This is a genomic window from Sulfitobacter sediminis (assembly GCF_040811725.1).
Taxonomy (GTDB): Bacteria; Pseudomonadota; Alphaproteobacteria; order Rhodobacterales; family Rhodobacteraceae; genus Sulfitobacter; species Sulfitobacter sediminis.
The window spans coordinates 301,434-324,649 of record NZ_JBFNXX010000004.1; the positions used below are offsets into that span (position 1 = coordinate 301,434).

Here is a 23,216-nt window from a genome sequence, read left to right on the forward strand (position 1 = left end):
AATTGGCCCGCCTCATGTCCGCCTGTCCCCACGCAAGGGCGGCTTCGAAACCAGCGGATTTGGCGGGGTCAGCCGTAGGTGCGGAGCATGTCCTTGAGATCGTCGAGAGTGTTGGCCTCTTGCAGGGGTTTGTCCTTGCGCCAGCGTTTCATGCGGGGAAAGCGCAGAGCGACGCCGGATTTGTGGCGCGACGAGGCCTGGATGCCCTCGAAGGCGATTTCGAAGACGTGGGTCGGTGTGACCTGGCGGACGGGGCCGAAGCGTTGCTGGGTGTTCTTGCGAACCCAGGCGGTGATTTCGCGGAATTCCGCGTCTGTGAGGCCGGAATAGGCCTTGGTGAAGGGGACAAGATCGTTGTCGTTCCAGACGGCGAAGGTGAAGTCGGTAAAAAGGTTCGCGCGGCGGCCCGAGCCCGATTGCGCGTAGATCATCACCGCGTCGATGGTGAGCGGGTCGAGCTTCCATTTCCACCAGTCGCCCTTCTTGCGGCCTGCCAGATAGGGGCTGTCGGCGCGTTTGAGCATGAGGCCCTCGGCGTTCTCGTCGCGGGCGGTGGCGCGCAGCTCGCCAAGTTCTTCCCAGGAGGTGAAACCGTGCTGCGGTGAGAGCCGGACGGGTGCGTCAGCGGGCAGATCGCCGCATGCAGCCTCAAGCCGTGCGCGGCGGTCGGCGAAGGGCTGGTTGCGCATATCCTCGCCCTGACATTCGAGCAGGTCGTAGGCGTGCAGGATCACGGGCGCTTCGCTGAGCAGTTTCTTGGGCACGGTCTTGCGGCCGATGCGGGCCTGCAGCGCGTTGAAAGAGCAGGGATTATCCGCGCCTGCCCGCCAGACCAGCAGTTCGCCGTCGAGGACGGTGCCGGGGGGGATATGGTCGATGGCCCGGGCTAGTTCCGGGAAGCGGTCGGTCATCAGTTCCTCGCCGCGGGACCAGACGTGGTAATCGCCGTCGCGCAGGATCAGCTGGCCGCGGATGCCGTCCCATTTCCATTCCGCCCGCCATTCGGAAGGATCTCCCAGGGTGTCGGGCGCGTCCTCGAGCGCATAGGCGAGGTAGAACGGATAGGGGCGGGAGGTGTCGGCCGAGGCGTCTTCGGCCTCAATCAGGCTGTGCCAGCTGACGTCGTCCGGGTGCCAGTTGCCCATCAGGCGGTGGGCGAGTTCCGGTTCGGGTTTGCCGGTGGCCTGCGACAGGGCGCGGGTCATCAGTTTCTGGCTGATGCCGACGCGGAAGCCGCCGGTGATCAGCTTGTTGAACAGGAACCGCTCGGTGCCACCGAGGCGCTGCCAGGCATCGAGGACGAAGGTCTTGCGTGCCGGTTCATCCACATTAGCGAGGGCGCGCAAGTCATTGATCCAATGGGAGAGAGGGCGGTCTTTCACTGAGGTGTTGGGGGGCAGGACGAGAGCGATGGTTTCGGCCAGGTCGCCGACGATGGCATAGCTGTCCTCGAAGAGCCAGAGGGGGATGCCCGCCACCTCGGCGGCCCATTCGCGCAGGCGGGTCGTGGTGACGGCGCGTTTGGGGCGGCGGCCGGAGAAAAGCGCGACAGTCCAGAGCTTGTCGGTTTCCTCCGCGTCCGCGAAATAGGCGGCGAGGGCGGCGACCTTGACCGTGGTCCTGGTGCTTTGGTCGATGGCGTTGAAGAGGGTCGCGAAACGCTTCATGCCTCTTCCTCCCGGTCGAGGGTTTCGCCTTCGAACTGGGTCGGGACGACCCGGGCGCTCCAGCCGTTGTCATTCAGATAGCGGGTGAAGATGTCCGTGTAACCATGAGTGACGTATATGTTTTCCGCCTCCGTCTCACGAATGGCCCAGAGCAGGCCGGACCAGTCGGCGTGGTCGGAGATGACGAAACCACGGTCGCCCGCGCGGCGGCGGCGGATGCCGCGCAGGGCCATCCAGCCCGAGGCGAAAGCGCTTTCCTGCGGGCCGAATCTGCGGGCCCATTTGCTGCCCAGGGCGGAAGGTGGGGCGAGGACCAGAGCGCCGGGGTGGTCTTTCGGGTTCAGGTCTTGCGATGCATGGATCGTGTCGGGCAGGCGAATGCCCTGATCACGCATCACCGCGTTGGTGTTCTCGATTGCCCCATGCGTGAGGATGGGCCCGATGTCGGGGTCCAGCATGGACAACAGGCGCTGGGCCTTGCCAAGGGCGTAAGCCCCTAGAAACGCGGTCTTTCCTGCCGATGCACAGGCGGCCCACCAGCTGTTGATTTCTGCCGCGATATCCGCTTGCGGGGCCCAGCGGAAGACCGGCAGGCCGAAGGTGCTTTCTGTGATGAAGTGGTGGCATTTCACAGGCTCGAAGGGTTCCGTTAACCCATCGTCAACGATCTTGTAGTCTCCTGAGACCACCCAGACTTCGCCCGCGACTTCGACCCGGATTTGCGCAGATCCGGGCACATGGCCAGCGGGATGGAAGGAAACCGTCGCGCCACCGATCTGGCGCGCTTGTCCAAATGCGATCCCTTCGGCCGAGATATCCCCAAGCCGGTGCCGCATTACCGGTAAAGTGCCATCTGTGGCCAGATATGTCCCCATGCCCCAGCGTGCGTGATCGGAATGGCCATGGGTGATGAGCGCACGGTCCACCGGGCGCCAGGGGTCAATGTGGAAATCGCCAGCGGGGCAATAGATGCCCTTGTCAGTGAAGGTGAGGACCGGATCGCGTACCATGCGGAACGATCTAAGCCGCTTGCGCGTCTTTCAAAGGGGAAGGGCGGCGGTGCCTATCCGGTCACATTGCCCAGGAAGAGTTTCTGGATGCCGTCCATGACCGGGCGGCGCAGGGCTTCGGCTTCCATCAGGACCTCATGTTCGCTGCCTGCGACCATCTCGAGGCGACTGCTTTTCCAGGTTTCCATGCGTTTCTGGATCGGGGGGACGCTCACGATGCGTTCGCTGGTGCCAAGCCAGGTCACAGCGGGCAGGTTCGGGGCGGGACGTCCGGCAAGGTGCTGTGTTTCCGTGAAAGCCTCGCGCAGCCACACGAAACTGGGTCCGCCCAGCGACAATTCTGGATGCGCGGCAAGCTGGTCGCGCATCATGTCCCACATCTGCCGGTCGGTGGTGAGCATGTTGTCCTCGAAAGGATCGCTCAGCACGTAGGGTTCCTTGGTCGTGCCGGGTGGCAGGCCATGGGCGTTGCCGACCTTTGGCATGATGGTCGCCATCGCCTTGGCGAAGGGGCGCAGGTGCGGCTTGACGTAGATGCCCCACATGGGTCCGGTGAAGGCGGCGGCCTGAACACCCAGGCCTTCCATCACGGCGCGCAGGCCGATGCAGCCGCCCATGGAATGGGCCAGCAGAAAGTACGGGCGCGGCAGGCCGAATGCGCGGGCGGCACGCATAAGGGCCGCAACGTCCTTCTGGTAGTCGGAGAAAGCTTCCACATGGCCGATGAGCGGGTCGTCGATCAGCCGGTCGGCCAGACCCTGGCCGCGCCAGTCGATGCTGATCGTGGCAAGGCCGCGCTCGGCGAGTTCGGATGCAGTGTGCCCGTATTTTTCGATATATTCGGTGCGACCGGGGAACAGCAGGACCGTTCCCTTTGCACCTTCAAGCGGCCAGTGGCCGACCCTGATCCTTTTGCCGTCCGAGGTGACGGCCCAATGTGCCTGGCCCCCATCGGGGCCGGGATGCACATCGGTAAAGAAAGGGGCCGGCGTCAGGTCCATCAGGCGAGGACGGAGGCCAACTTCATCGCCATGCCCATGTCGCCGTCGACCTTCAGCTTGCCGGTCATGAAGGCGGAGGTGGGGTTGGTCTCGCCCGACATGATTTCCTGGAAGGTATCGGCATCGGCGCTGAGCGTGACGTCGGTTTCCTCGTCGGAGGCGCGGGCGCCGCTGCTGTCGATCACCACCGAGCCTTCGCCCTCGATATCGAACTTGGCCGTGCCGTCGAAATCGGCGCCGTTCAGCTTTTCGTTCAGTGCTGCTACCGCTTGGTTCACAATATCGCTCATGTCGTGCCCTTTTTGGCTGAATGGCTCCGGTCACGTCTGGAAATGCGGCGGCAGCCTGTTACATTGACATGTGTTATGCGCATCTTACCCGTCAACCTCAAACGTCACCTTACGGCACTTGCCCCGATTGTGTTGCTATGCGGCACAGGTGTGGCGGAAACAGCGCCGCCCGAACTCTTCGGTAGGTTGAAAAGCGCGACCGAGGCCGAGGCGCCCCGCGTGGTGGCCGAGATCGAGGCGATCTGGTCGCGGTCGGGCTCTGCCTCGATGGATTTGCTCTTGAAGCGCGGGCGCGACGCGATGGAGGAGGGGGATTTCGGCACCGCCATCGAACATCTGACCGCGCTGACCGATCACGCGCCGCAATTCGCCGAAGGGTTTCACGCGCGGGCCGAGGCCTATTTCCGGGCCGAACTTTATGGCCCCGCTCTGGACGATCTTGAGACGACGCTGGCGCTGAACCCCAATCATTTCGACGCCATCTTTGGCCTAGGGGTGATGTTTCAGGAGTTCGGAGACCTGCGCAAGGCGGCACAGCTCTATCGCAGGGTGCTCGCACTTCATCCCAACCATGAAAATGCGCGCGAGGCGCTCGACCGCCTCAAGCGCGACGGCATCGGCCGCGAACTCTGATCGGGGACAGCAGTGTCGAAGGACAGCCGGGTCGTGGCCATTCTGGGCCCGACCAACACGGGAAAAACCACCTACGCCATTGAACGGATGCTGGGGCATCGGACGGGGGTCATCGGACTGCCGCTGCGGCTTCTGGCGCGGGAGGTTTACGACCGGATCGTCCAGCTGCGCGGGCCGTCGGTGGTGGCGCTGGTCACGGGCGAGGAGCGGATCGTGCCGCCGCGCACGCAGTACTGGGTCTGCACGGTTGAGGCGATGCCTGAGGGGATGGGGGCCGATTTCGTTGCGGTCGACGAGATACAGCTTTGCGCCGATCCGGAGCGGGGGCATGTGTTCACCGACCGTCTGCTCCGGGCGCGGGGGCTGCACGAGACGAATTTCCTGGGCTCCGACACGATGCGCGGCACGATTGCCGCTCTGGTGCCGGGCGTGCAGTTCATCAAGCGAGAGCGGATGTCGGAACTGGTCTATTCGGGCCAGAAGAAAATCAGCCGGATGCGCCCCCGGTCGGCCATCGTCGGGTTCTCGGTCGAGAACGTCTATGCGATTGCAGAACTGATCCGCCGCCAGAAGGGCGGGGCAGCGGTGGTGATGGGGGCGCTCTCACCCCGCACGCGCAATGCGCAGGTGGCGATGTATCAGAACGGCGAGGTGGATTATCTTGTGGCGACGGACGCCATCGGGATGGGTCTGAACCTCGACGTGGACCACGTGGCGTTTTCCGCGCTGTCGAAGTTCGACGGACGGCGGATGCGGCCCCTGGCGCCCAACGAGCTGGCGCAGATCGCGGGGCGTGCGGGTCGCGGTTTCAAGAGCGGTACCTTCGGCGTCACCGGCGATGCCCCGGCGCTTGACGATGGCGTTGCGCGGGCGATCATGGATCACAGCTTTACCCCGCTCAACAAAATCAACTGGCGCAATCATGCCTTGCAATTCGGCTCCATCGACCGGCTGATTTCGACGCTGGAGGCGAAGTCGGACAACGACCGTCTGGTCCGGGCGCGCGAGGCGGACGATCTGCGGGCGCTCAAGGCGCTGGGACAGGTGGACGAGATATTCGCCCGCTGTACCGACGGGCCGTCGGTCAAGCTGTTGTGGGACGTCTGCCGGATTCCCGATTTCCGGGGCATCAGCCATGCCGAACACGCTTCGCTGCTGGAAAGCATCTTCATCGACCTGCATCAGCGCGGCACCATCCCCGACGACTGGCTGGCGCGACAAATCAAGCGTATCGACCGAACCGATGGTGACATTGACGCGTTATCGAAACGATTGGCTTATATCCGCACATGGACCTATGTCGCGCAGCGCAAGGGTTGGACGAAGGATGAAAGCCATTGGCGCGGGGCCACCCGTGTCGTAGAAGACCGCTTGTCGGACGCATTGCACGAACGTCTGACCCAGAGATTTGTAGACCGGCGCACATCCGTGCTTTTGCGCCGGCTAGGACAGAAGGAGGCCATGGTGGCCGAAGTGAACGAGACCGGTGAAGTCACCGTTGAAGGCGAATTCGTAGGCAAGCTGGACGGGTTCCGTTTCCGGGCGGACAAGGGTGCCGGCGGGGCCGAGGAGAAGACGATCAAGTCGGCGGCCCTGCAGGCGCTGGCACCGCAGTTCCACCTGCGCGCGGATCGTTTCTACAACGCGCCGGATACCGAGATCGACTTTACCGAGCAGGGCGGGCTGATGTGGGGCTCTTCCGCCGTGGGCAAGCTGGTGGCGGGGTCCGATCCGTTGAAGCCGCAGGTGCAGGTCTTTGTCGACGATGTAGCGGGGCCTGAGGTGGCACAAAAGGTCGAACGCCGGCTGCAGCATTTCATCGACCGCAAGATCGCATCCCTTTTCGAGCCGCTGATCGGGCTGTCGCGGGACGAGTCGTTGACCGGTCTGGCGCGCGGCTTTGCCTTCCAGATGGTCGAGAACTTCGGGATCATTCCCCGCGCCAAGGTGGCCGATGACGTCAAGGCGCTGGATCAGGATGCACGCGGCGCGCTGCGCAAGCACGGGATCCGTTTTGGTCAGTTCACGATCTTCATGCCGCTTCTGCTGAAACCAGCGCCGACGCGGATGCGACTGGTTTTGTGGTCTCTTTCCAAGGGATTGGGGGAGTTTCCTGAAGCGCCTCCGCCCGGGCTTGTGACGATCCCGGTGGAAAAGGATGCGCCCGAAGGGGCGGACACCATGTCGGGCTACCGCAACGCGGGCAGCCGTGCGATCCGGATCGACATGCTCGAGCGATTGGCCGACATGCTGCGGGGTGAGGATTCGCGCGGTGGTTTCGAGGCGAAGGCGGACATGCTGTCCATCACGGGCATGACGCTTGAGCAGTTCGCGGATTTGATGGCGGGCCTTGGCTACCGCGCCGAAAAGGGCGAGAGGGTCAAGGCCAAGCCGGTGGACGAGGTGACGCCGAAAGACGGTAGCCACAAGATGATGGAGCCGTCGGCGGATACATTGGTACCGGAAAAAGCCGCATTGGACGCCGCCGAAGGAGACGCGCCCGACAAGCCGGTCATGGACGTGGCCGCCGAACGGCCCGAGGGCGGGATTACGGAACAGTCGGTTCCGGGCGAAGGGACCGAAGCGGCACCCGAGCCAGTCGCTCAGATGCCCGACGAGGGCATCGCGCCCGTTGCAGCCGAACCTGCCGAAACACCGGAAGTCGCGCCAGAGATTGCCGAGACGCCCGCTGAGGAAATCCTGCCCGGCACGGCACCGGATGCCGGGGTGGGCGACGCCGAGATGGAGGTGTTCTATACCTTCACCTGGGGCCGTCCGCCGCGTGCCAACCAGAACCAGAACCAGCGGCGCGGCGCAGACAAGCCGCGCGGCAAGGGCACGCCGCAGGGCAAGGGCAAGAAGGGTGGCCCGCGCGGGGACAGGGGCAACAAGCCCCAGCAGTTCACGGCGCGTCCACCCAAGAAGGAAAAACGGATCGACCCGGACAATCCCTTCGCAGCCGCGCTGATGGGGTTGAAGGACACGAAATAAGTGTCTGACGTGTCTGAAAAACTGCGCGTGGACAAATGGCTTTGGCACGCGCGGTTCTTCAAGACAAGAACGCTGGCAGCGGGCCGGGCCAAGGCAGACGGGGTGCGGATCAACGGGACAATCAGCCACAAACCGTCCAGCATGGTCGCCGTCGGGGACGTGCTGACCTTTGCCCAGGGCGATCATATTCGCGTGATCCAGATCGACGCGCTGGGTGAGCGGCGCGGACCCGCGCCCGAAGCGCAGGCGCTTTACACCGATTTGTCCCCGCCAAAGCCGAAATCCGAGGACAGACAGACCGCAAATCCGAAGTTTGACGGAAAAGGCCGCCCCACGAAGAAGGATCGTCGCAGTCTCGATATTTCGAAGGCGCGGCATCTTGAATGATCTCGCCCCCCGGTTTAGCAAACGGCACGCACAGCTGACAGAGACCGCTCCATGACCTACATCGTCAACGACGCCTGCATCGCCTGCAAATACACCGACTGCGTCGAGGTATGTCCGGTCGACTGTTTCTACGAGGGCGAGAACATGCTGGTCATCCATCCCGATGAGTGCATCGACTGCGGCGTGTGCGAACCGGAATGCCCCGCAGACGCGATCCGTCCGGACACTGAGCCGGGCATGGAAAAATGGGTCGAGTTCAACCGGAAATATTCCGAGCTGTGGCCGGTGATCATCACCAAGAAGGACCCGCTGCCGACGGCGGAGGAGATGGACGGCAAGGAAGGGAAGATGGAATTCTTCTCGGAGAAGCCGGGCGAAGGCGGCTGATTCGCAACACGGATTGTCCCGATAGACCAACGAAAACCCTCGGTAACAGGCGTTTCGATGAAAATCGGGCAGTGTTTTTGACCTGCCTTCCGAATGCCTTGTTTTTGTGCTATGATATCTCCAATGCGTAACGTAACAACATTCAGCAACAGACGTATGACAAGTTCGACCCAGCTGCTGCGGTTGACCTGAAAAACCTGAACAGAACGCACCCTGACGCGCGCCCTTGCGCCGCCCGGATGCGTCTTTTGCGTGTCTGATATTGCTTACGCCTTTCTTGCGGGTCCGCCCGCGCCCATAGGAGCCTGTACATGAGTAAGTCGAAGAAGCATGATTTCCGCCCTAACGAGTTCGTAGTTTACCCCGCGCATGGCGTGGGCCAGATCATCTCGATCGAGGAGCAGGAAGTCGCCGGCATTTCGCTGGAGCTGTTCGTGATTGCCTTCGAGAAAGACAAGATGACCCTGCGTGTGCCCACGCACAAGGCGACGGAGATCGGGATGCGCGCGCTGTCGAGCCCCGACGTGATCGACCACGCGATGAAGACCCTGAAGGGCAAGGCCAAGGTCAAGCGCGCCATGTGGTCCCGCCGCGCGCAGGAATATGAGCAGAAGATCAATTCCGGTGACCTCATTGCCATCGCCGAAGTCGTGCGCGACCTGCACCGCACCGACGATCAGCGCGAGCAAAGCTATTCCGAGCGGCAGCTTTACGAAGCGGCCCTTGAGCGTCTGACCCGCGAAGTCGCGGCTGTCAGTGGTGGCGATGAAATCGCGGCGGCCAAGCAGGTTGGGGACGTGCTGGAAAGCCGTATCGCGGCCTGAGTCAACGATCTTATCCAGGTACCGCGCCGCCTTCTCCGGAAGGCGGCGTTTTTCGTTAGGGCAGGCTGGCGACGCAGGCCAGCAGCACGGCGATCTCGACCACCTGCTGCGTCGCACCAAGGACGTCGCCGGTCTGGCCCCGTATCTTGGCGCGGGCGATCAGCGCCACGGCGAAGGTGGCAAGGAGCACGGTCAGGATGATCGGGAGAAGATCTGCGGGCGTCAAAGTGACCGCTGCGATCAGTCCCAGCGCACCGGCCAAGAGTGCCGCGTTACGTGGCGGCTGTCCGGTCTGCCGGGAAAGCCCGCTGCTGCGCGCATGGGGCAGGGCGTGCATCACCGCGACCATTGCCGCGCGCGAAATGATCGCCGCCCCGAGGATCGCCACGAAGAAGACTTCCCCCGCAATCAGCGTGGTAAGCGCGTTCCACCGCAGGCCGAAGGATGTGATGAGCGCGAGCACGCCGTAGGTGCCGATCTGGCTGTCCTTCATGATTTCGAGCCGCCGTTCCCTGTTCCAGCCGCCCCAGAAGCCGTCTGCGCAATCGGCAAGCCCGTCTTCGTGCATCGCGCCAGAGAGAAAGACACCCGTCACCAGAAGCAAGAGCGCGGCAATCGAGGGTGAAAGCCCCGCAGCGAGGGCAAGCCAGGCGGCCGTAGCCGATGGGACGGCGACCGCGAGCCCGGCCAGCGGATAGGCCCAGGCGGCATGGGCGGCAGGGCGCGAATCTTTGGGGCTGAAGGCCTTGTCCGGCAGCGGCCATCGCGTCAGCAGTGCCAGCGCGATCAGCAGGTCCCTGGGGCGGGGGCGAAAGGCGGGCACGGCGATGTCGTTTCCGGTCATTTTTCTGCCTCTCGGCCTCTTTCGGTGCCGGGATGCGGCGGCTAGACAGGGGCAACTTAACGAAGACGTCGAGCATGTCCATGACCCAAGATTTCTCTACCCTCTCGGATTTCCGCGCCCTGCTGGCCGCGCAACCCGGCGCCGATCAGCACGTGCTGGATGCCGCTGCGGATCACAATATGCAACTGACCAAGCCGCCGGGCGCCCTTGGGCGGCTGGAGGACCTTGCCCTGTGGTACCGCAGCTGGCGCGGCGGCGAAAACGCCGAGATCGCCGCACCGCAGGTGATCGTTTTCGCCGGCAATCATGGGGTGGCCGCGCGCGGGGTATCTGCCTTTCCGGCCGAGGTGACCACGCAGATGGTGCTGAATTTTCAACATGGTGGTGCGGCGATCAACCAGATCGCGCGGGCCAATGGTGCCACGCTTGACGTTGTCGCGCTCGACCTCGACCGGCCCACTCGGGATTTCACCGCAGGCCCGGCAATGGACGAGGACGAATGCGTTGCCGCGCTGCAGTCCGGCTGGTCAGCGGTCAAGGCTGAAGCCGATCTGCTGGTTGTCGGAGAGATGGGCATTGCGAACACGACGGCAGCGGCGGCATTGTCCTGCGCCCTGCTTGGTGGTGAGGCGGCGGACTGGACGGGCCGGGGGACCGGTGTGGATGATGCCGGTCTGGTGCTCAAGACCGAGGTTGTCGCCGAGGGTGTCGCCCTGCACGGCGGACAGGGCGACGGTCTGGAGACCCTGCGCCGGCTTGGCGGGCGGGAATTGGTGGCGATGGTGGGAGCGATCGCCCGGGCACGCAGCCTGCGCATCCCGGTGATCCTCGATGGCTATATCTGCACCGCGGCGGCACTTTGTCTGGAGCATACGCAGGCCGGGGCGCTCGATCACGCGGTTGCCGGGCATCTGAGCCCCGAAGGTGGGCATGCACGCATGCTGGAGGCGCTTGGCAAGGCACCGCTCCTGCAGTTGGGGATGCGGCTGGGGGAGGCGTCGGGCGGGGCGCTCGCCATCGCGGTGTTGAAGGGCGCTATGGCCTGCCACGCGGGCATGGCGACTTTCGCGCAGGCCGGTGTGAGCGAAGGATAAACTGAGGTGGCGGGCGCGGACTGACGCCCTCCGTCTTCACGCGCGTTTCTTTTCTTCCTCGGGTTCGCCGCGGTTCAGGAAGGCCGTCTCGAGGTCTTTCTGCAGTTCCTTGGCGCGCTCCACGTAGGCCTTGTTGGCCGAGGGTTCCACGTCCGGGCGCCAGAGCAATGCCAGTTCCCGTACCGACATGCGGTCGTGGTCGTAGAACATTCGCTCGGCCTCGTGTGCCTCAAACTCCGACAGACCCAGGTTTTCCAGCACGTAGCGGCCCGCGCGCAGGGAGCTGTCGAACATCTCGCGCACGATGTCGTCCGACCCCGCCTGATACTGGCGGTAGACATCGGTGCGGTCGTGGGCACGGGAGATGATATGCAGGTCCGGCCGCTGCTTGCGGGCGTAGGCGATAAGCTCCAGCGCGGATTTCTGGTCGTCCAGGGCCACCACGAGCACACGCGCATCGTTGAGCCCTGCCTTGCGCAGGATGTCGGGACGCGTCGGATCACCCAGGTAGGCCTTGTAGCCAAAGCGGCGCATCACCGCGATTGTCTCGGGATTGTGGTCGAGCACCACGGTCTGAAAGCCGCTTGCCTGCACCAGCCGGTTGACGATCTGGCCGAACCGCCCGATGCCCGCGATGATGACCGGGCCTTCCTCGTCGATGTCGTCGGGGACAATGGGGCCGTGGTTTTCCTCGTGCCGCTTGCTGATGATCTCGTAGATGATGAAGAGCAGGGGCGTGATCAACATCGAGAGCGCGATCACGAGAAGCAGGGTTTCGGCCACGGTGTTCGGCATGACGGCGGTCGCAACCGAGAAGCTGACCAGCACGAAACCGAATTCCCCGGCCTGGGCGAGGCCGAGGGCGAAGAGCCATTTGTCCCGGCCGCGGAGCTTGAAAGCGTAGCCGAGGGCGAAGAGGATGAGCCCCTTCACGATGATCACCAGAAGCGCCATGCCGAGGATGATGATCGTATCGGCAAAGAGCAGCTCGAAATTGATCCCCGCGCCCACGGTGATGAAGAAAAGACCCAGCAGCAGGCCCTTGAAGGGTTCGAGGTCGGTTTCCAGCTCGTGGCGGAATTCGGAGCTGGCCAGCACGACGCCGGCAAGAAAGGCGCCGAGCGCGGGCGAGAGGCCCACGAGGATCATCAGGAAGGAGATGCCGACGACGATCAGCAGGGCGATGGCGGTATACATCTCGCGCAGGTTGGCGGAGTGGATGAAGCGGAAAACGGGGCGGGTAAAGAACACCCCGACCACGATGATCAGCGCGACCGCCCCGAGGGTGACCAGCGTGATGCCCCATCCCGGCAGGCTTTCGATGAAATGCCGCGCACCTTCCACGGCGGCAGGGGCGTGATGCCCGTCGCCACCCTCATGGGCCTTGGTCACCGCATCGGGGTCTACGGAGATCGAACCGTCGGGCATGAAGCCACCCATGGTCTGGATGGCCAGCAGCGGCAGGAAGGCGAGGATCGGGATGACCGCGATGTCCTGCGTCAGCAGCACCGAGAAGACCGACCGCCCGCCGTTAGTCTGCATCAGGTTCTTTTCCGAGAGGGTCTGCAGCACGATGGCGGTCGAGGACAGCGCCAGCGTCAGGCCCACGGCAAGCGCCACGTTCCAGGGCTGGTCATAGGCCATGGCGATACCCATCAGCGCCGCTGTCGACAGGGCGATCTGCAGCCCGCCCAAGCCGAAGAGCTTGTGGCGCATATCCCAGAGCGCACGTGGTTCCAGCTCCAGCCCGATGAGGAACAGCATCATCACCACGCCGAATTCCGCGAAATGCTGCAGGTCCTTCGTCTCGGACCCCACCAGCCCCAGCATGGGGCCGATCAGAATGCCCGCAGCGAGGTATCCCAACACTGACCCCAACCCTAGCCGCGAGGCGATAGGTACCGCGATGACCGCGGCGGCGAGATAGATGGTGGCTTGAAACAGAAAACCTTCCATTGGGTTCCTTTCGGGCGTCCGGAGGCGCGGTCAGGTGGGCAGCGGCCCATCACTCTTGAGCTGATCCATCACGATCTGGCTGTGGACACGGGCCACCGCCGGATGGGGCAGCAAGACTTCGTGGATCAGGCGATTCAGGCTGGGCAAATCTTCGCAATATACGCGTAGAAGATAATCCGCATCGCCGGTCATTGTCCACGCGCTCACGATCTCTTGTCGGCTGGCAAGCAGCTGTCCGAAGCTGCGCGAGTATTCCGGCCCGTGCGTGGACAGATGGACCTGCACGAAACCCTGTACATTCAACCCCAGCTTGAGCGGGTCGAGCCGCGCGGTATAGCCGCGGATGTATCCCTCGGCCTCGAGCCGCTGGCGCCTGCGGCCCGCCTGTGAGGCGGAAAGGTTCAGCCGCTCGCCCAGTTCCTGCGCGGTAAGATGGGCGTCTTTCTGCAGCGCGGTGAGGAGTCTGAGGTCTGTATCATCCAGCATGGTGCGTAAAACTCGCATGATTTGGCTGCAAGATGCGCAAAGCGGCCAAAGATTCAACCGCCCGAGATCAAGAATGCGCAGTTTGAGCGGTGAATTGCGCATATGTTGATCACGAAAGCATAACTTGCCTCAAAAGGAGACATTCCATGGGTCCCTTCCCGCATGACGCCCCGAAATCGAAGATCACCGCAGAGAACCCCGCGGGAACGGACGGCTTTGAATTCGTGGAATTCGCCAGCCCCAACCCGCAGGAGTTGCGCGATCTCTTTACTCGGATGGGCTATGCCCACGTCGCCAACCACAAGACACAGCAGATCGAGCTCTGGCAGCAGGGTGATATCACCTACGTACTGAACGCCGATCCCGATAGCTTTGCCGCCCGCTTCGTGGAAGAGCACGGGCCCTGCGCGCCCTCGATGGGGTGGCGCGTGGTCAATGCGCAGCACGCGCTGGAGCATGCTGTGGCCCACGGGGCCGAGGAATACACCGGCGACGGCAAGGTTCTGGACGTGCCGGCGATCAAGGGTATCGGCGGGTCGCTGATCTATTTCGTCGACCAGTACTACGACACTTCGCCCTACAACTGGGAATACGACTGGATCGCGCAGTCCAAGCCCGAAGGCGTGGGCTTCTACTACCTCGATCACCTGACGCACAACGTCTACAAGGGCAACATGGACGTCTGGTTCAAGTTCTACGGCGATCTGTTCAATTTTCGTGAAATCCGCTTCTTCGACATCTCCGGCAAATACACCGGGTTGACCAGCCGCGCGCTGACCTCGCCCTGCGGACGCATCCGCATCCCGATCAACGAGGACCGGGATGAGAAGGGTCAGATCGTGGCCTACCTCAAGAAATACAAGGGCGAGGGCATTCAGCACATCGCAGTGGGCGCGCGCGACATCTATGACGCGACGGATGCGATTGCCGAGAACGGGCTGATGTTCATGCCGGGGCCGAATGACACCTATTACGAGCAGAGCCGCGAGCGCGTCGTCGGCCACGAGGAGCCGCTGGAGCGAATGAAGAAGCATGGCATCCTGATCGACGGCGAAGGGGTCGTGGACGGGGGCGAGACGCGCATCTTGCTGCAGATATTCTCGAAAACCGTGATCGGCCCGATCTTCTTCGAATTCATCGAGCGCAAGGGCGATGACGGCTTTGGCGAGGGCAACTTCAAGGCGCTGTTCGAAAGCATCGAGCAGGAGCAGATCAACAATGGTGAATTGAAGGAAGCGTCCTGAGCGATCCGGATTTATCCGCCTCTGGAGCAAGAGCGCCGCGGTCCCATGGGCCGCGGCGTTTTCATCTGGGCATCCTCAGCACCAGGTCACGGCCGCGCTTGGTATAGCGCAACTCGTTGTCGCCGATGGCGGATACACGGCCGCCGTCGATCCGGTCCCCGACGACGACCTTCTGATAGCGCCCGTTGCTGAGCCGGACGAGGGCACGGCGGTTGGAGGGTTTCCCGTAGACGCCGATCAGGTTGATCTGACGCAGGTTGATCGCGTTCTTGACAGTGGCCTGTTTCGCGACATTCGCGGTGGAGGGGATCTTGGGCTGGACCGTGCGCGGGGCCACGGCGGCGGCGCTGGCGACGCGCACCTCTTCATTCTCGGTGCTCTTCTGGGCGTTTTGGACAATGCGCGCGAAATTGCGGGGGCGGGTGTCGGGCCGGATCGAGGCGGCGATGGCGTAGCGCGTGGGGCTCTCGAAAGCGGAGGGGGTTTGCAGGGCGGTTTCGACCGCTTCGTCGGTGTCGATGGCGGCAAGAGAAGCGCTCTGCGCCTCGGCCTCCTGTTGCAGGGATTGGGGACGCAGGACGGGACGCAGTGCGGCCAGCTCGGATCGGGTCAGGCCGTCAAGCTGCGCGCGTTCGGTGTTTTCGACAAGGTCAGTGGGCCGAGATTCAGGCCGGAAGGCCGCGAGCGCGGAGCGGATCACGGTGTCCTGCGGTTCAGACTGAAACCGCGTGGGCGTGGCAGGCGGTTTCAGGGGCGGGGCGCCGAGAAATACCGTGTAACCATCGGGGCTGAGCGCGCCCTGTGCCGTGGGAGTGACAAGGCCCTCTGCGTCAAGGTCGAAGGCCGTTCCCGCAGCTGGTGGCGAGGCGACGGCGGCCAGGACCTCGTCTGTCGCGAAAGCCTGCGGATCGGGCAGGGCGATCGCGTCCGAAGCCGTGCTCACCGGGTCGATCCCGGTGAGGTAGAGGTCTTCGATATCGACGAGGTTTGCCGGTTCGGGCGGCGCTTCCGGCGCGCGGGGCCAGATACCCGTTGCGGCATAGGCCGCTTCCATTTCCTGCTCGCTCAACTCCCGGGGCGGGATCGGTTGCGCGGGCTCGCGCAGCGCATCGAGGACCGCCGCGTCTTCCTCCGTCAGCGTAGGCTCGAGCGAGGCTGTGATGACTTCCGCTTCGGGCTGCACCATTTCCGGGGCCTGCTGGATCGCTTCCGGAAGGCTTGGCGCGGCCTCGGGCTCGACCTCGACAACCTCCGGTTCGCGGGCGCCGAAGAGGCGCGAGAGCTTGAACCCGTCGTCCAGGAACACCGAGGCCCAGGCAGCAACGCCTGCAAGGAAGATCAGCAGTACCGCCGTCAGGATCAGTCCCAGGAAGCGCGGCTTGCCGCCAACGGCGGACTTGCGCGCGCCGAAGATGGTCATGCGCTCCTGTTCGGTATGCCCGTCATCGACAAGCGCGGGGGCCGGGGGGGCGCTGATGACCTTCCCGCCGGGCTGGCGGGGCTCCTTCGTCTTGCGGCGGCTCAGGAAACCGCTGCGCGGTTCCTTTTCGGGCGGCGGATTGAGGGACGCGCTGTCGGGCTCGATGACGATCTCGGCCGCGGCGATCCCGTTTGCCCCGGGCGTCGTCAGGTCGGGGAAGGCCGGGACTTCGGTCGCGGGGGGAGGGGCCTCGCGCTGCACACCACCGAGTGAGGGGGATTTGCGCCGGTCTGGCGCGCGGCGGCTGGCAAAGCCGATGGCGGGCGGGGCGGATTGATCGTCGGGCTTTTCTTCGGGCGCGCGGCTGCGCAGGGGCGGCAGAGCGGGCGCTTTTTCGGGCGTTTCGGCTGTCACGGCTTCGGTGACCTTGACGCCGGTTTCCGGAGCTTTGCGGGCGGCTGCAGCTGCCGCCTTCCCGGTCTTGGCTTCAGGGGGTTCTTCCTCCTGCAGTGATATATCCTCAGTGGGCGTTTCCTGGTCGCCTGAGTTTTCCTCTTCCGGCTCGGCAACCGCGGGCTCCTGCGCGTCGCCAGCAGTCGGGACCGGTTTCCGGATCTCGCCGATCACCACGACGGCGATACCGTCCGGCTCCACGCTTTCGCCCGGTTCGAGAAATTTCGCAGCACCCTGCGTCTGCCCAAAGAACGGCTCGCCCAGATAGGGCTGATCGCCGGGCACGGCTGCAAAGCTTACGGGCTGAAAACGGTGTTCGACGGCGAATGCCTCGGCTTCGGCCAAGGTCTCTTTCGCTACGGCAGCGATATGGGTGAGATCGCCCTCGGCGCTGATGTCAAAGGACAGATCGGCAACCGCATAGGGTGTGGCCCCGTCAAGCGCGTCGCGTGCCGCCTGTCTGCGGGCATCTTCGTCAAGGCCCGGGGTCTCGATGCTGAGGTACTTGATCTGATCGTTTGGCAGCAGCAGCTTAGAGCGCACGCCCCCCGGCTCAAGCGCGGCGGCGGTCTTGCGGAGTACCTCCAGCTCGGCGGACATGTCGGGGCTATCGAGCGACACTTCGCCCACCACGCGCCACCCGCCTGCGGCCCGGTACAACAGCCGGATTCCGTCGAACGAGAGCGAGAGGGCAAAACTGGGTTTCATCACTACGACTTTAACACGGGCGTGGGCTTTTCATATCATATCGCCCTAACGTAAAAGAATAGCGCGTGACCCCGCCCAAGGAAAGAGCCGCCACAGGATGGCGGCGGCTCTGCTGGTTGGTCAACCTGCGGCAAATCGGGGCAGGCATAGACGTTGCCGGGGTCAGCTGGAGGCCTTGCTGAGTGCCTGGTCGAGGTCGGCAATCAGGTCGTCCGCGTCCTCGATCCCGATGGAAAGGCGGACGACGTTCGGACCCGCGCCCGCGGCCTCCTGCTGTTCGGCGGAAAGCTGGCGGTGGGTGGTCGAGGCGGAGTGGATCACCAGCGAACGCGCGTCGCCGAGGTTTGCGACGTGGCTGAAGATTTCCAGCGCATTGACGAGCTTCACGCAGGCCTCGTAGCCGCCCTTTACCGATATGGTGAAAAGCGCGCCCGCTCCGCGCGGGCATACTTTCTTGACCCGATCATAGTAGGGGGAGGATTTCAGCCCGGCATAGGTAACTTTCTCGATGCGGTCGTCTTTTTCCAGCCATTCGGCGACCTTCCTGGCGTTCTCGACATGGCGGTCCATGCGCAGCGACAGCGTCTCGATCCCCATCAGCGTATAATGCGCCGCCTGCGGGTTCATCGTCATGCCGAGGTCGCGCAGACCGATGGCGATGCCGTGGAAGGTATAGGCAAGGTTGCCGAAGGTCTCGTGGAACTTCAGCCCGTGATAGGCCGGTTCCGGCTGACTGAGGGAGGGGAACTTGTCGTTCGCGGACCAGTCGAACTTTCCCGAATCCACAACGCAACCGCCGGTCACCGTGCCATTACCGGTGAGGTATTTCGTGGTTGAATGCACCACCAGCGTGGCGCCGTGTTCGATGGGACGGCAGAGATAGGGGGTGGCTGAAGTGTTGTCGATGATCAGCGGGATTTCGGCGGCATCGGCGATGTCGGCGATGGCGCGCACGTCCATGATGTAGCCGCCCGGGTTCGCGATGGCCTCACCAAAGACGGCGCGGGTGTCGTCGTCGATGGCCGCCTTCACCGCGTCCAGATCGTCGAAATCGACGAACTTGCACTCCCAGCCGAAGCGCTTGATCGTCTGGCTGAACTGCGTGACGGTGCCGCCATAGAGACGCGTGGAGGCGACGATGTTCTTGCCGGGTCCCATCAGCGGGAACAGCGCCATGATCTGTGCGGCGTGACCGGAGGAGCAGCAGACGGCACCGACACCGCCCTCGAGCGTCGCGATACGTTCCTGCAGCACGGCAACCGTGGGGTTGGTCAGACGGGAGTAGATGTAGCCCACTTCCTGGAGGTTGAAGAGGGCCGCAGCGTGATCGGCATCGCGGAACACGTAGGCCGTGGTTTGGTAGATCGGGGTTTGCCGCGCACCTGTCGCCGGGTCGGGCCGGGCACCTGCATGGATCTGCAGCGTGTCGAAACCGTAGGTGTGGTCGCTCATGGGTGTCTCCTTGTTGGTCCCGCAAATGGGTTGCGCCAATCGTTAAGGGAATGGTGTGGAGCAGACAAGAGACGCAACGTTGCCGGCCGCTGGGATGAACGGGCATCCGCCGGGGGGCGAGCGGCGTTGGCGGAACGCAGTTCTTATATCGCAAGTGCAAGCGCTCAGCATACATCAAATGTATGTTGACTGAGAAAGCGCATTCGCATACATGCAAAGTATGTTGAGAGGCAGGAGGCCATCAAATGGGAAAAATCGAAAAAATCACACCCGCGAAATCAGGCACTGAAAAGGGCAAGCGCCCGGTCGACCGTCAGGCGCGCAAGGAAGCGCTGGCCAAGGCGTTGACCGTGACCTTCACGCTCGAACCCGCCGTGCACCGTTTCATGAGCGCGCAGGCGAAGTCCGAGGAAATGAACCTCACCCACTACATGCAGAAGCTTATCGAGACGCATGTGATCGAGGCCGCGCCCAAGGATGACCCGCTGGCGTTGCGGTTGGCAGGCAAGCGTCACGTGATCACCCACGCGCTCGAGACCGCGCGCAAGCTGGACAAGGCCGGCAAGTTCGACGAGCACTTCATCCTGACGGTCGTGAAAGAGGCCGAAAAGGACGCGGAGTTCGTCAAGCACTACGAATGTGCGCTGGGCGGCAGGGAAGCCGAGGGCACGCGGATCGGCGAGCGTCAACGGGTATCGCTGAACCAGCAGATCGGTCGGGTGATCAAGAAGGCCGTCGGCGCGCGCAGCAAGCGCAACGAGGAAACCGGCAAGATCGCTCGCGCACAGGTCTCGGATGCGATCATCACGACCTACACCTTGCTGGAAAAGCCCGCCTGACGGTGGTCAGCGGATCCAGAAGCCGTTCTTCTTGATGACATTTCGGATCGCCTGCTCCCTCCGGGGCAGGTGATCCTGATCGAAGAGCGCTCGTACCTTGCGGCCGCGCCCCTGGTAGACCATGCGCTTGATCGCGTTCGACCCTTTGAGCACCTTCTTGAGCTTGTTGGGTGCGGTCACCGTTTCCAGCACTTCGATAGCCCGGTCGCTTTCCCGCGCGTAGAGCAGCGGCAGGAAGCGGTAGTGGCAGCTGATCTCGCCGTCGATCAGCCCGTCGGGCAGCGTGTCGCGACCACCACCGAGGGCATGGATGGTCAGCGGCAAAGCGATCTGGTCGAGCCAGGGATCAAAACTCTGCGCACATAGCTCCACCGGTGGGTTGTCGCGGATCGCCAGCGCGTAGTGCAGGAATTTCGCCCCGAATTCGCGCGGGCAGCGGAAAAAGAAAAAGCCCGCGTTGAAATAGAGATAACGCTTCCAGTATTCGTCCGGCTGGCTGAGATCGAGGCTGCTTTCGAAATCGAGTTCGAACTTGTCGTAGAGCGATTTCCACAGGCCCGTGTAGCCGGGACCGTAGAGCTGCGGTTCGGGCCAGGTTCCTTCACGGCGCATCGAGGCGGTTGGTTTGTTGAAGTCGAAGGGCACCGATTGCAGATCGCCGGTGATCAGCGTGTCGGTATCGAAAAAGACAAAGGGTTCGTCCTTGGGCAGAACCTTCAGCATTTCGATCTTGTTGCCGTAGGGATAGGATTCACCGAAGAAATTGTTCTCGAACGGCACGATTTCGGCGCCAAGGCTTTCAAGAGCCGTACGGATATCGCCGTTCTTGATGGTCGGATCATGTTCCCACTGCGGCCCGGCCTGCGGTTCAGCGACGATGAGCCGCCCTTTGAACTCAGGTGTGCAATGGCGCAGCGAGGCGGCAAAGATCAGCGCCTCGTAGGCAAGGCGGCCTTGCTGGCCGACGACGGCCACGTTGAATGTTTGCGAGCTTGCCCGTTTGCGTGCCATAACTGCTCTGCGCCCTGCTTTTTTCGGCAACTATAGGGGCGAATGCATATTCGCAAAAGACGGCATTTGAGCTGACGTTTTGAGGGGGACAACCGATGTTGGATATTTTCTTTGCCATGTTGGCCGCGGGCATGAACGGGGCGCCTGCGCCTTCGGGCGACACGCAGGAACTGGCATTGGCACAGCCGCCTGCCGTTGTGGCGCCAGCGCAGGAAGGTACGGCGACCGCCGGTTCCGCCACGGTACAGATCGCGCCGGATAACGTCACCGTGGGGCAGGGCGTCGTGATCGGGGGAAATGCGACCGGGGCGGGGGCACAGGACAATGGCTTCAACATGTCAGTCGTTCCTGCGGGGCTGGTCGCCGAGCCGCAAACCCCCAGCGGCAAGTTCACCACCGCCGCCGAAGTGAAGCCAATCCTCAGCGCCACAAAGGGCAACTGGGTCGCGGTGCGCGAGTACGATGGCAAGGACTGGCTCTATGTCACGCATGTCTGGAGCTGGCGTTGCGGGCTGAAGGCAATGGCGATCTCGGTCAATGACGAGGCCATGCAGAACTGGCCGCTGCCGCCCTGCCATGAGCAGTTCACCACCCCCAATGCGGTGCTGGAGGATGACGGTCTGCCGGTGCTGACCTTCCAGCCCGGTTCGGTCGAAACCATCACCATCCAGATCGTCTACGATGACCTCAGTATGGATGTTGGCCGCTTCGAGCGGGGGAATGTGCTGATCCCGTGACCGACCTGCCAGATGCTCAGCAGTGGCAGGTCAACAGCGTCGTGTCGTCGATCCTGAAGTCAAGGTCGATCCAGTAGGGGTGCCAGACCGGAACCTTGCCCAGAAAGGTTTGCATCCCGAAACTGTCAACGAGATCGAGGGGGTCGTAGCGGTGCACCGTCAAGGGGCCTGAGACGACGTGTCCGGTTCCGGCAATTGCTGTCGTGCGCGACGTCGCCGAAATCCGTGCCTGGTAGGCCGCTTGCTCGGGCGCGGGGGCCAGGACCGTTGTGCTGTCGATCTGCTTCAGCGTCTCGGTCGCCATTTCCGAGAATACGATGGGCATGTCGGAGCTGTCGAAGAGGTGCCGCCAGGCGACTTCGTCCAGTTCGAACGGCGGTTCCTCATCGCCCACGTCCGTGCCGCGGCCGTCCTCCTTGCGAAACAGCCGCCGAATCGGGCCGTAGGGCCAGGTGACATCTGGCTTTTCGTCCAGGGTGAGAAAGGCGGTGCTGCGCGCATAGGCGGGTTGGCCGAGCAGCGGATGTTCGGCAAGTTGCGCGTTAGCGTCCTGGGTGGGGGTTAGCCAGTTCGTGACGCTGATGTCACTGTCGGTGATCTGGAAGCCCCCGAAGGTCTTGGCAAAGCCGAAGACCTCGCGCCCAACGGTCAGTGAGACGGGGTTGTCGACCACGAGGTAAGGGGAAAAGAAGCCGACCTTCGGCTCGGTCGCCTTGAAGGGTGAGATGATCGGGATCTGGAAGAGCAGTTCGTTCTGCCGGATGAAGCCGAATTGGGCATAGGGTTCCGACACGAGACGGTCGTATTGCAGGACCTGCACATAGACCATGGAGGTCAGCGGACGCCAGTCGGGCGAGGCCGGATCGGGTGCATTGAGGTACCGGTCGCAAAGTGCCGTGAGCTTGAACAAGGAGGCCGCAACAGGAAAGGACAGCATCCGCACGCCGGTGGCAACAAAGGGTGGAACGGAGCGTGTGCCGGTCAGGTCGGGAACGAGATTTGCCGGATCGCAGCCACATCCGGCGTCGCCCTGTCGGTTCGTCGCTTCGTTGTGGGTTTGCGCCATGTCTCCTCGCTTCACGGCAAAGGCGATGTGAGAGACGGTCGGAACAGGGCCTTTGTCCAGCGGACGCAGGATAGCACGGAAGAGGGATTCAAACCAGCGAGGGGCTGTGGCAAGAGAGGGAGAGTGAGCAGCACTGGCACGGAATTATCATTGATTTAATGGTGTCTTCCTTCGTGCAGGGTCGTGTTCCCTTGTCGGGACATCAAGCCGCGCATGGGGCTGCAGGCCGAATCGCCGTGCCACATTTTCGACACCTGTTACCCAGCCATTTCAACAATGCGGTTACCAAGGGTGGATTGGCTTGATCGGGGAAACGGCTTTCTGCTTCAATTCTATTCCTTGACCGGGACTGTTTCCGATTGATGTGATTTGACGGTTTTTTGAAGACGAAAATGCGGCGCTCGCCTACCGATGGGACATCTTTGAAGGCTCCCGGAGTTCCCTATGTCAAACGCAAGCCCCCCGGTCACGATCACGCTTGGATGCGATCCGCAGGTCAATGTCACCGTTTCCGAGACGACAACCGGAACGCTTTTCGTGACTGTCTCTTCCGCCCATCCGACGCAGCCCGTCGGTGACATCGACGGCATCTTCTTTAACCTCGCCCAGGACAGCACCCTCGCGGATCTGGTGTTTTTCCCTGAGCCTTCTGTATCTCTGATCTGATATTGATGCCCCATCACCGGGCTTGGCGAAGATCGGTGATGGGGCAGTGT

21 protein-coding genes are annotated in these 23,216 nt (G+C 63.1%); 10 read left to right on the top strand and 11 right to left on the bottom strand.

The window, feature by feature from the left end; genetic code table 11:
• Positions 1–68: 68 nt before the first annotated feature.
• The 4 genes from AB2B41_RS07695 to AB2B41_RS07710 are packed head-to-tail and all read right to left on the bottom strand — an operon-like array spanning position 69 to position 3,968.
• Complete coding sequence (locus AB2B41_RS07695) at positions 69–1,667, bottom strand: ATP-dependent DNA ligase (protein WP_367877181.1); 1,599 nt, start codon at positions 1,665–1,667, stop codon at positions 69–71.
• Entirely contained in the window at positions 1,664–2,677 is a 1,014-nt protein-coding gene (locus AB2B41_RS07700; protein WP_367877182.1) for a ligase-associated DNA damage response exonuclease, read from the bottom strand. The genes AB2B41_RS07695 and AB2B41_RS07700 overlap by 4 nt, the downstream gene beginning before the upstream one ends.
• Before the next feature lie 53 nt (positions 2,678–2,730).
• Entirely contained in the window at positions 2,731–3,678 is a 948-nt protein-coding gene (locus AB2B41_RS07705) for an alpha/beta fold hydrolase (protein ID WP_367877183.1), read from the bottom strand.
• The gene (locus tag AB2B41_RS07710) at positions 3,678–3,968 is read right to left on the bottom strand and encodes an SCP2 sterol-binding domain-containing protein (RefSeq protein WP_367877184.1); all 291 of its coding nucleotides are present in this window, start codon (positions 3,966–3,968) and stop codon (positions 3,678–3,680) included. The genes AB2B41_RS07705 and AB2B41_RS07710 overlap by 1 nt, the downstream gene beginning before the upstream one ends.
• Before the next feature lie 75 nt (positions 3,969–4,043).
• Here AB2B41_RS07710 and AB2B41_RS07715 point away from each other — a divergent pair, with 75 nt between their 5' ends.
• From AB2B41_RS07715 to AB2B41_RS07735, 5 genes are all read left to right on the top strand, one after another.
• Entirely contained in the window at positions 4,044–4,601 is a 558-nt protein-coding gene (locus AB2B41_RS07715; protein ID WP_367877185.1) for a tetratricopeptide repeat protein, read from the top strand.
• 12 nt (positions 4,602–4,613) lie between these two features.
• Entirely contained in the window at positions 4,614–7,592 is a 2,979-nt protein-coding gene (locus AB2B41_RS07720; protein ID WP_367877186.1) for a helicase-related protein, read from the top strand.
• On the top strand, positions 7,593–7,979 hold the full coding sequence (locus AB2B41_RS07725; RefSeq protein ID WP_367877187.1) for an RNA-binding S4 domain-containing protein: 387 nt from the start codon (positions 7,593–7,595) through the stop codon (positions 7,977–7,979).
• 51 nt (positions 7,980–8,030) lie between these two features.
• Positions 8,031–8,366 (top strand): ferredoxin FdxA, encoded by a 336-nt coding sequence (fdxA, locus tag AB2B41_RS07730; protein WP_367877188.1) that lies wholly within the window; start codon positions 8,031–8,033, stop codon positions 8,364–8,366.
• A gap of 311 nt (positions 8,367–8,677) precedes the next feature.
• Entirely contained in the window at positions 8,678–9,190 is a 513-nt protein-coding gene (locus AB2B41_RS07735) for a CarD family transcriptional regulator (RefSeq protein WP_367877189.1), read from the top strand.
• 55 nt (positions 9,191–9,245) lie between these two features.
• Here the strand turns inward: AB2B41_RS07735 and AB2B41_RS07740 are convergent, their stop codons facing one another.
• Positions 9,246–10,034 carry an adenosylcobinamide-GDP ribazoletransferase gene (locus AB2B41_RS07740; RefSeq protein ID WP_367877190.1) on the bottom strand — a complete coding sequence of 263 codons (789 nt, stop codon included), beginning with the start codon at positions 10,032–10,034 and terminating at the stop codon, positions 9,246–9,248.
• 80 nt (positions 10,035–10,114) lie between these two features.
• Here AB2B41_RS07740 and cobT point away from each other — a divergent pair, with 80 nt between their 5' ends.
• Entirely contained in the window at positions 10,115–11,128 is a 1,014-nt protein-coding gene (gene cobT, locus AB2B41_RS07745) for a nicotinate-nucleotide--dimethylbenzimidazole phosphoribosyltransferase (protein WP_367877210.1), read from the top strand.
• A 36-nt stretch (positions 11,129–11,164) separates the two neighbouring features.
• On the opposite strand, the gene AB2B41_RS07750 is transcribed toward cobT, so the two are convergent.
• Positions 11,165–13,084, bottom strand: coding sequence for a cation:proton antiporter domain-containing protein (locus tag AB2B41_RS07750; RefSeq protein ID WP_367877191.1), 1,920 nt, complete (start codon positions 13,082–13,084; stop codon positions 11,165–11,167).
• Positions 13,085–13,114: 30 nt separating this feature from the next.
• Complete coding sequence (locus AB2B41_RS07755) at positions 13,115–13,570, bottom strand: Lrp/AsnC family transcriptional regulator (RefSeq protein ID WP_367877192.1); 456 nt, start codon at positions 13,568–13,570, stop codon at positions 13,115–13,117.
• A 146-nt stretch (positions 13,571–13,716) separates the two neighbouring features.
• On the opposite strand from AB2B41_RS07755, the gene hppD reads away from it, so the two are divergent.
• Positions 13,717–14,814, top strand: a complete 1,098-nt coding sequence (gene hppD, locus AB2B41_RS07760) for a 4-hydroxyphenylpyruvate dioxygenase (protein WP_367877193.1) — start codon at positions 13,717–13,719, stop codon at positions 14,812–14,814.
• A gap of 61 nt (positions 14,815–14,875) precedes the next feature.
• Here hppD and AB2B41_RS07765 read toward each other — a convergent pair whose 3' ends face one another.
• Together AB2B41_RS07765 and AB2B41_RS07770 are read right to left on the bottom strand one after the other, a co-directional pair.
• Positions 14,876–17,395: a hypothetical protein gene (locus AB2B41_RS07765; protein WP_367877194.1), complete on the bottom strand. Its 2,520-nt coding sequence runs from the start codon at positions 17,393–17,395 to the stop codon at positions 14,876–14,878.
• A gap of 162 nt (positions 17,396–17,557) precedes the next feature.
• Entirely contained in the window at positions 17,558–18,847 is a 1,290-nt protein-coding gene (locus AB2B41_RS07770) for an O-acetylhomoserine aminocarboxypropyltransferase/cysteine synthase family protein (RefSeq protein WP_367877195.1), read from the bottom strand.
• A gap of 245 nt (positions 18,848–19,092) precedes the next feature.
• On the opposite strand from AB2B41_RS07770, the gene AB2B41_RS07775 reads away from it, so the two are divergent.
• The gene (locus AB2B41_RS07775) at positions 19,093–19,686 is read left to right on the top strand and encodes a hypothetical protein (RefSeq protein WP_367877196.1); all 594 of its coding nucleotides are present in this window, start codon (positions 19,093–19,095) and stop codon (positions 19,684–19,686) included.
• Positions 19,687–19,692: 6 nt separating this feature from the next.
• On the opposite strand, the gene AB2B41_RS07780 is transcribed toward AB2B41_RS07775, so the two are convergent.
• On the bottom strand, positions 19,693–20,697 hold the full coding sequence (locus AB2B41_RS07780) for a hypothetical protein (RefSeq protein WP_367877197.1): 1,005 nt from the start codon (positions 20,695–20,697) through the stop codon (positions 19,693–19,695).
• Positions 20,698–20,792: 95 nt separating this feature from the next.
• On the opposite strand from AB2B41_RS07780, the gene AB2B41_RS07785 reads away from it, so the two are divergent.
• Positions 20,793–21,434, top strand: coding sequence for a hypothetical protein (locus tag AB2B41_RS07785; RefSeq protein WP_367877198.1), 642 nt, complete (start codon positions 20,793–20,795; stop codon positions 21,432–21,434).
• 16 nt (positions 21,435–21,450) lie between these two features.
• On the opposite strand, the gene AB2B41_RS07790 is transcribed toward AB2B41_RS07785, so the two are convergent.
• Positions 21,451–22,500: an acetoacetate decarboxylase family protein gene (locus AB2B41_RS07790; RefSeq protein ID WP_367877199.1), complete on the bottom strand. Its 1,050-nt coding sequence runs from the start codon at positions 22,498–22,500 to the stop codon at positions 21,451–21,453.
• Positions 22,501–22,944: 444 nt separating this feature from the next.
• Here AB2B41_RS07790 and AB2B41_RS07795 point away from each other — a divergent pair, with 444 nt between their 5' ends.
• Positions 22,945–23,166, top strand: coding sequence for a hypothetical protein (locus AB2B41_RS07795; RefSeq protein ID WP_367877200.1), 222 nt, complete (start codon positions 22,945–22,947; stop codon positions 23,164–23,166).
• Positions 23,167–23,216 lie beyond the last annotated feature (50 nt).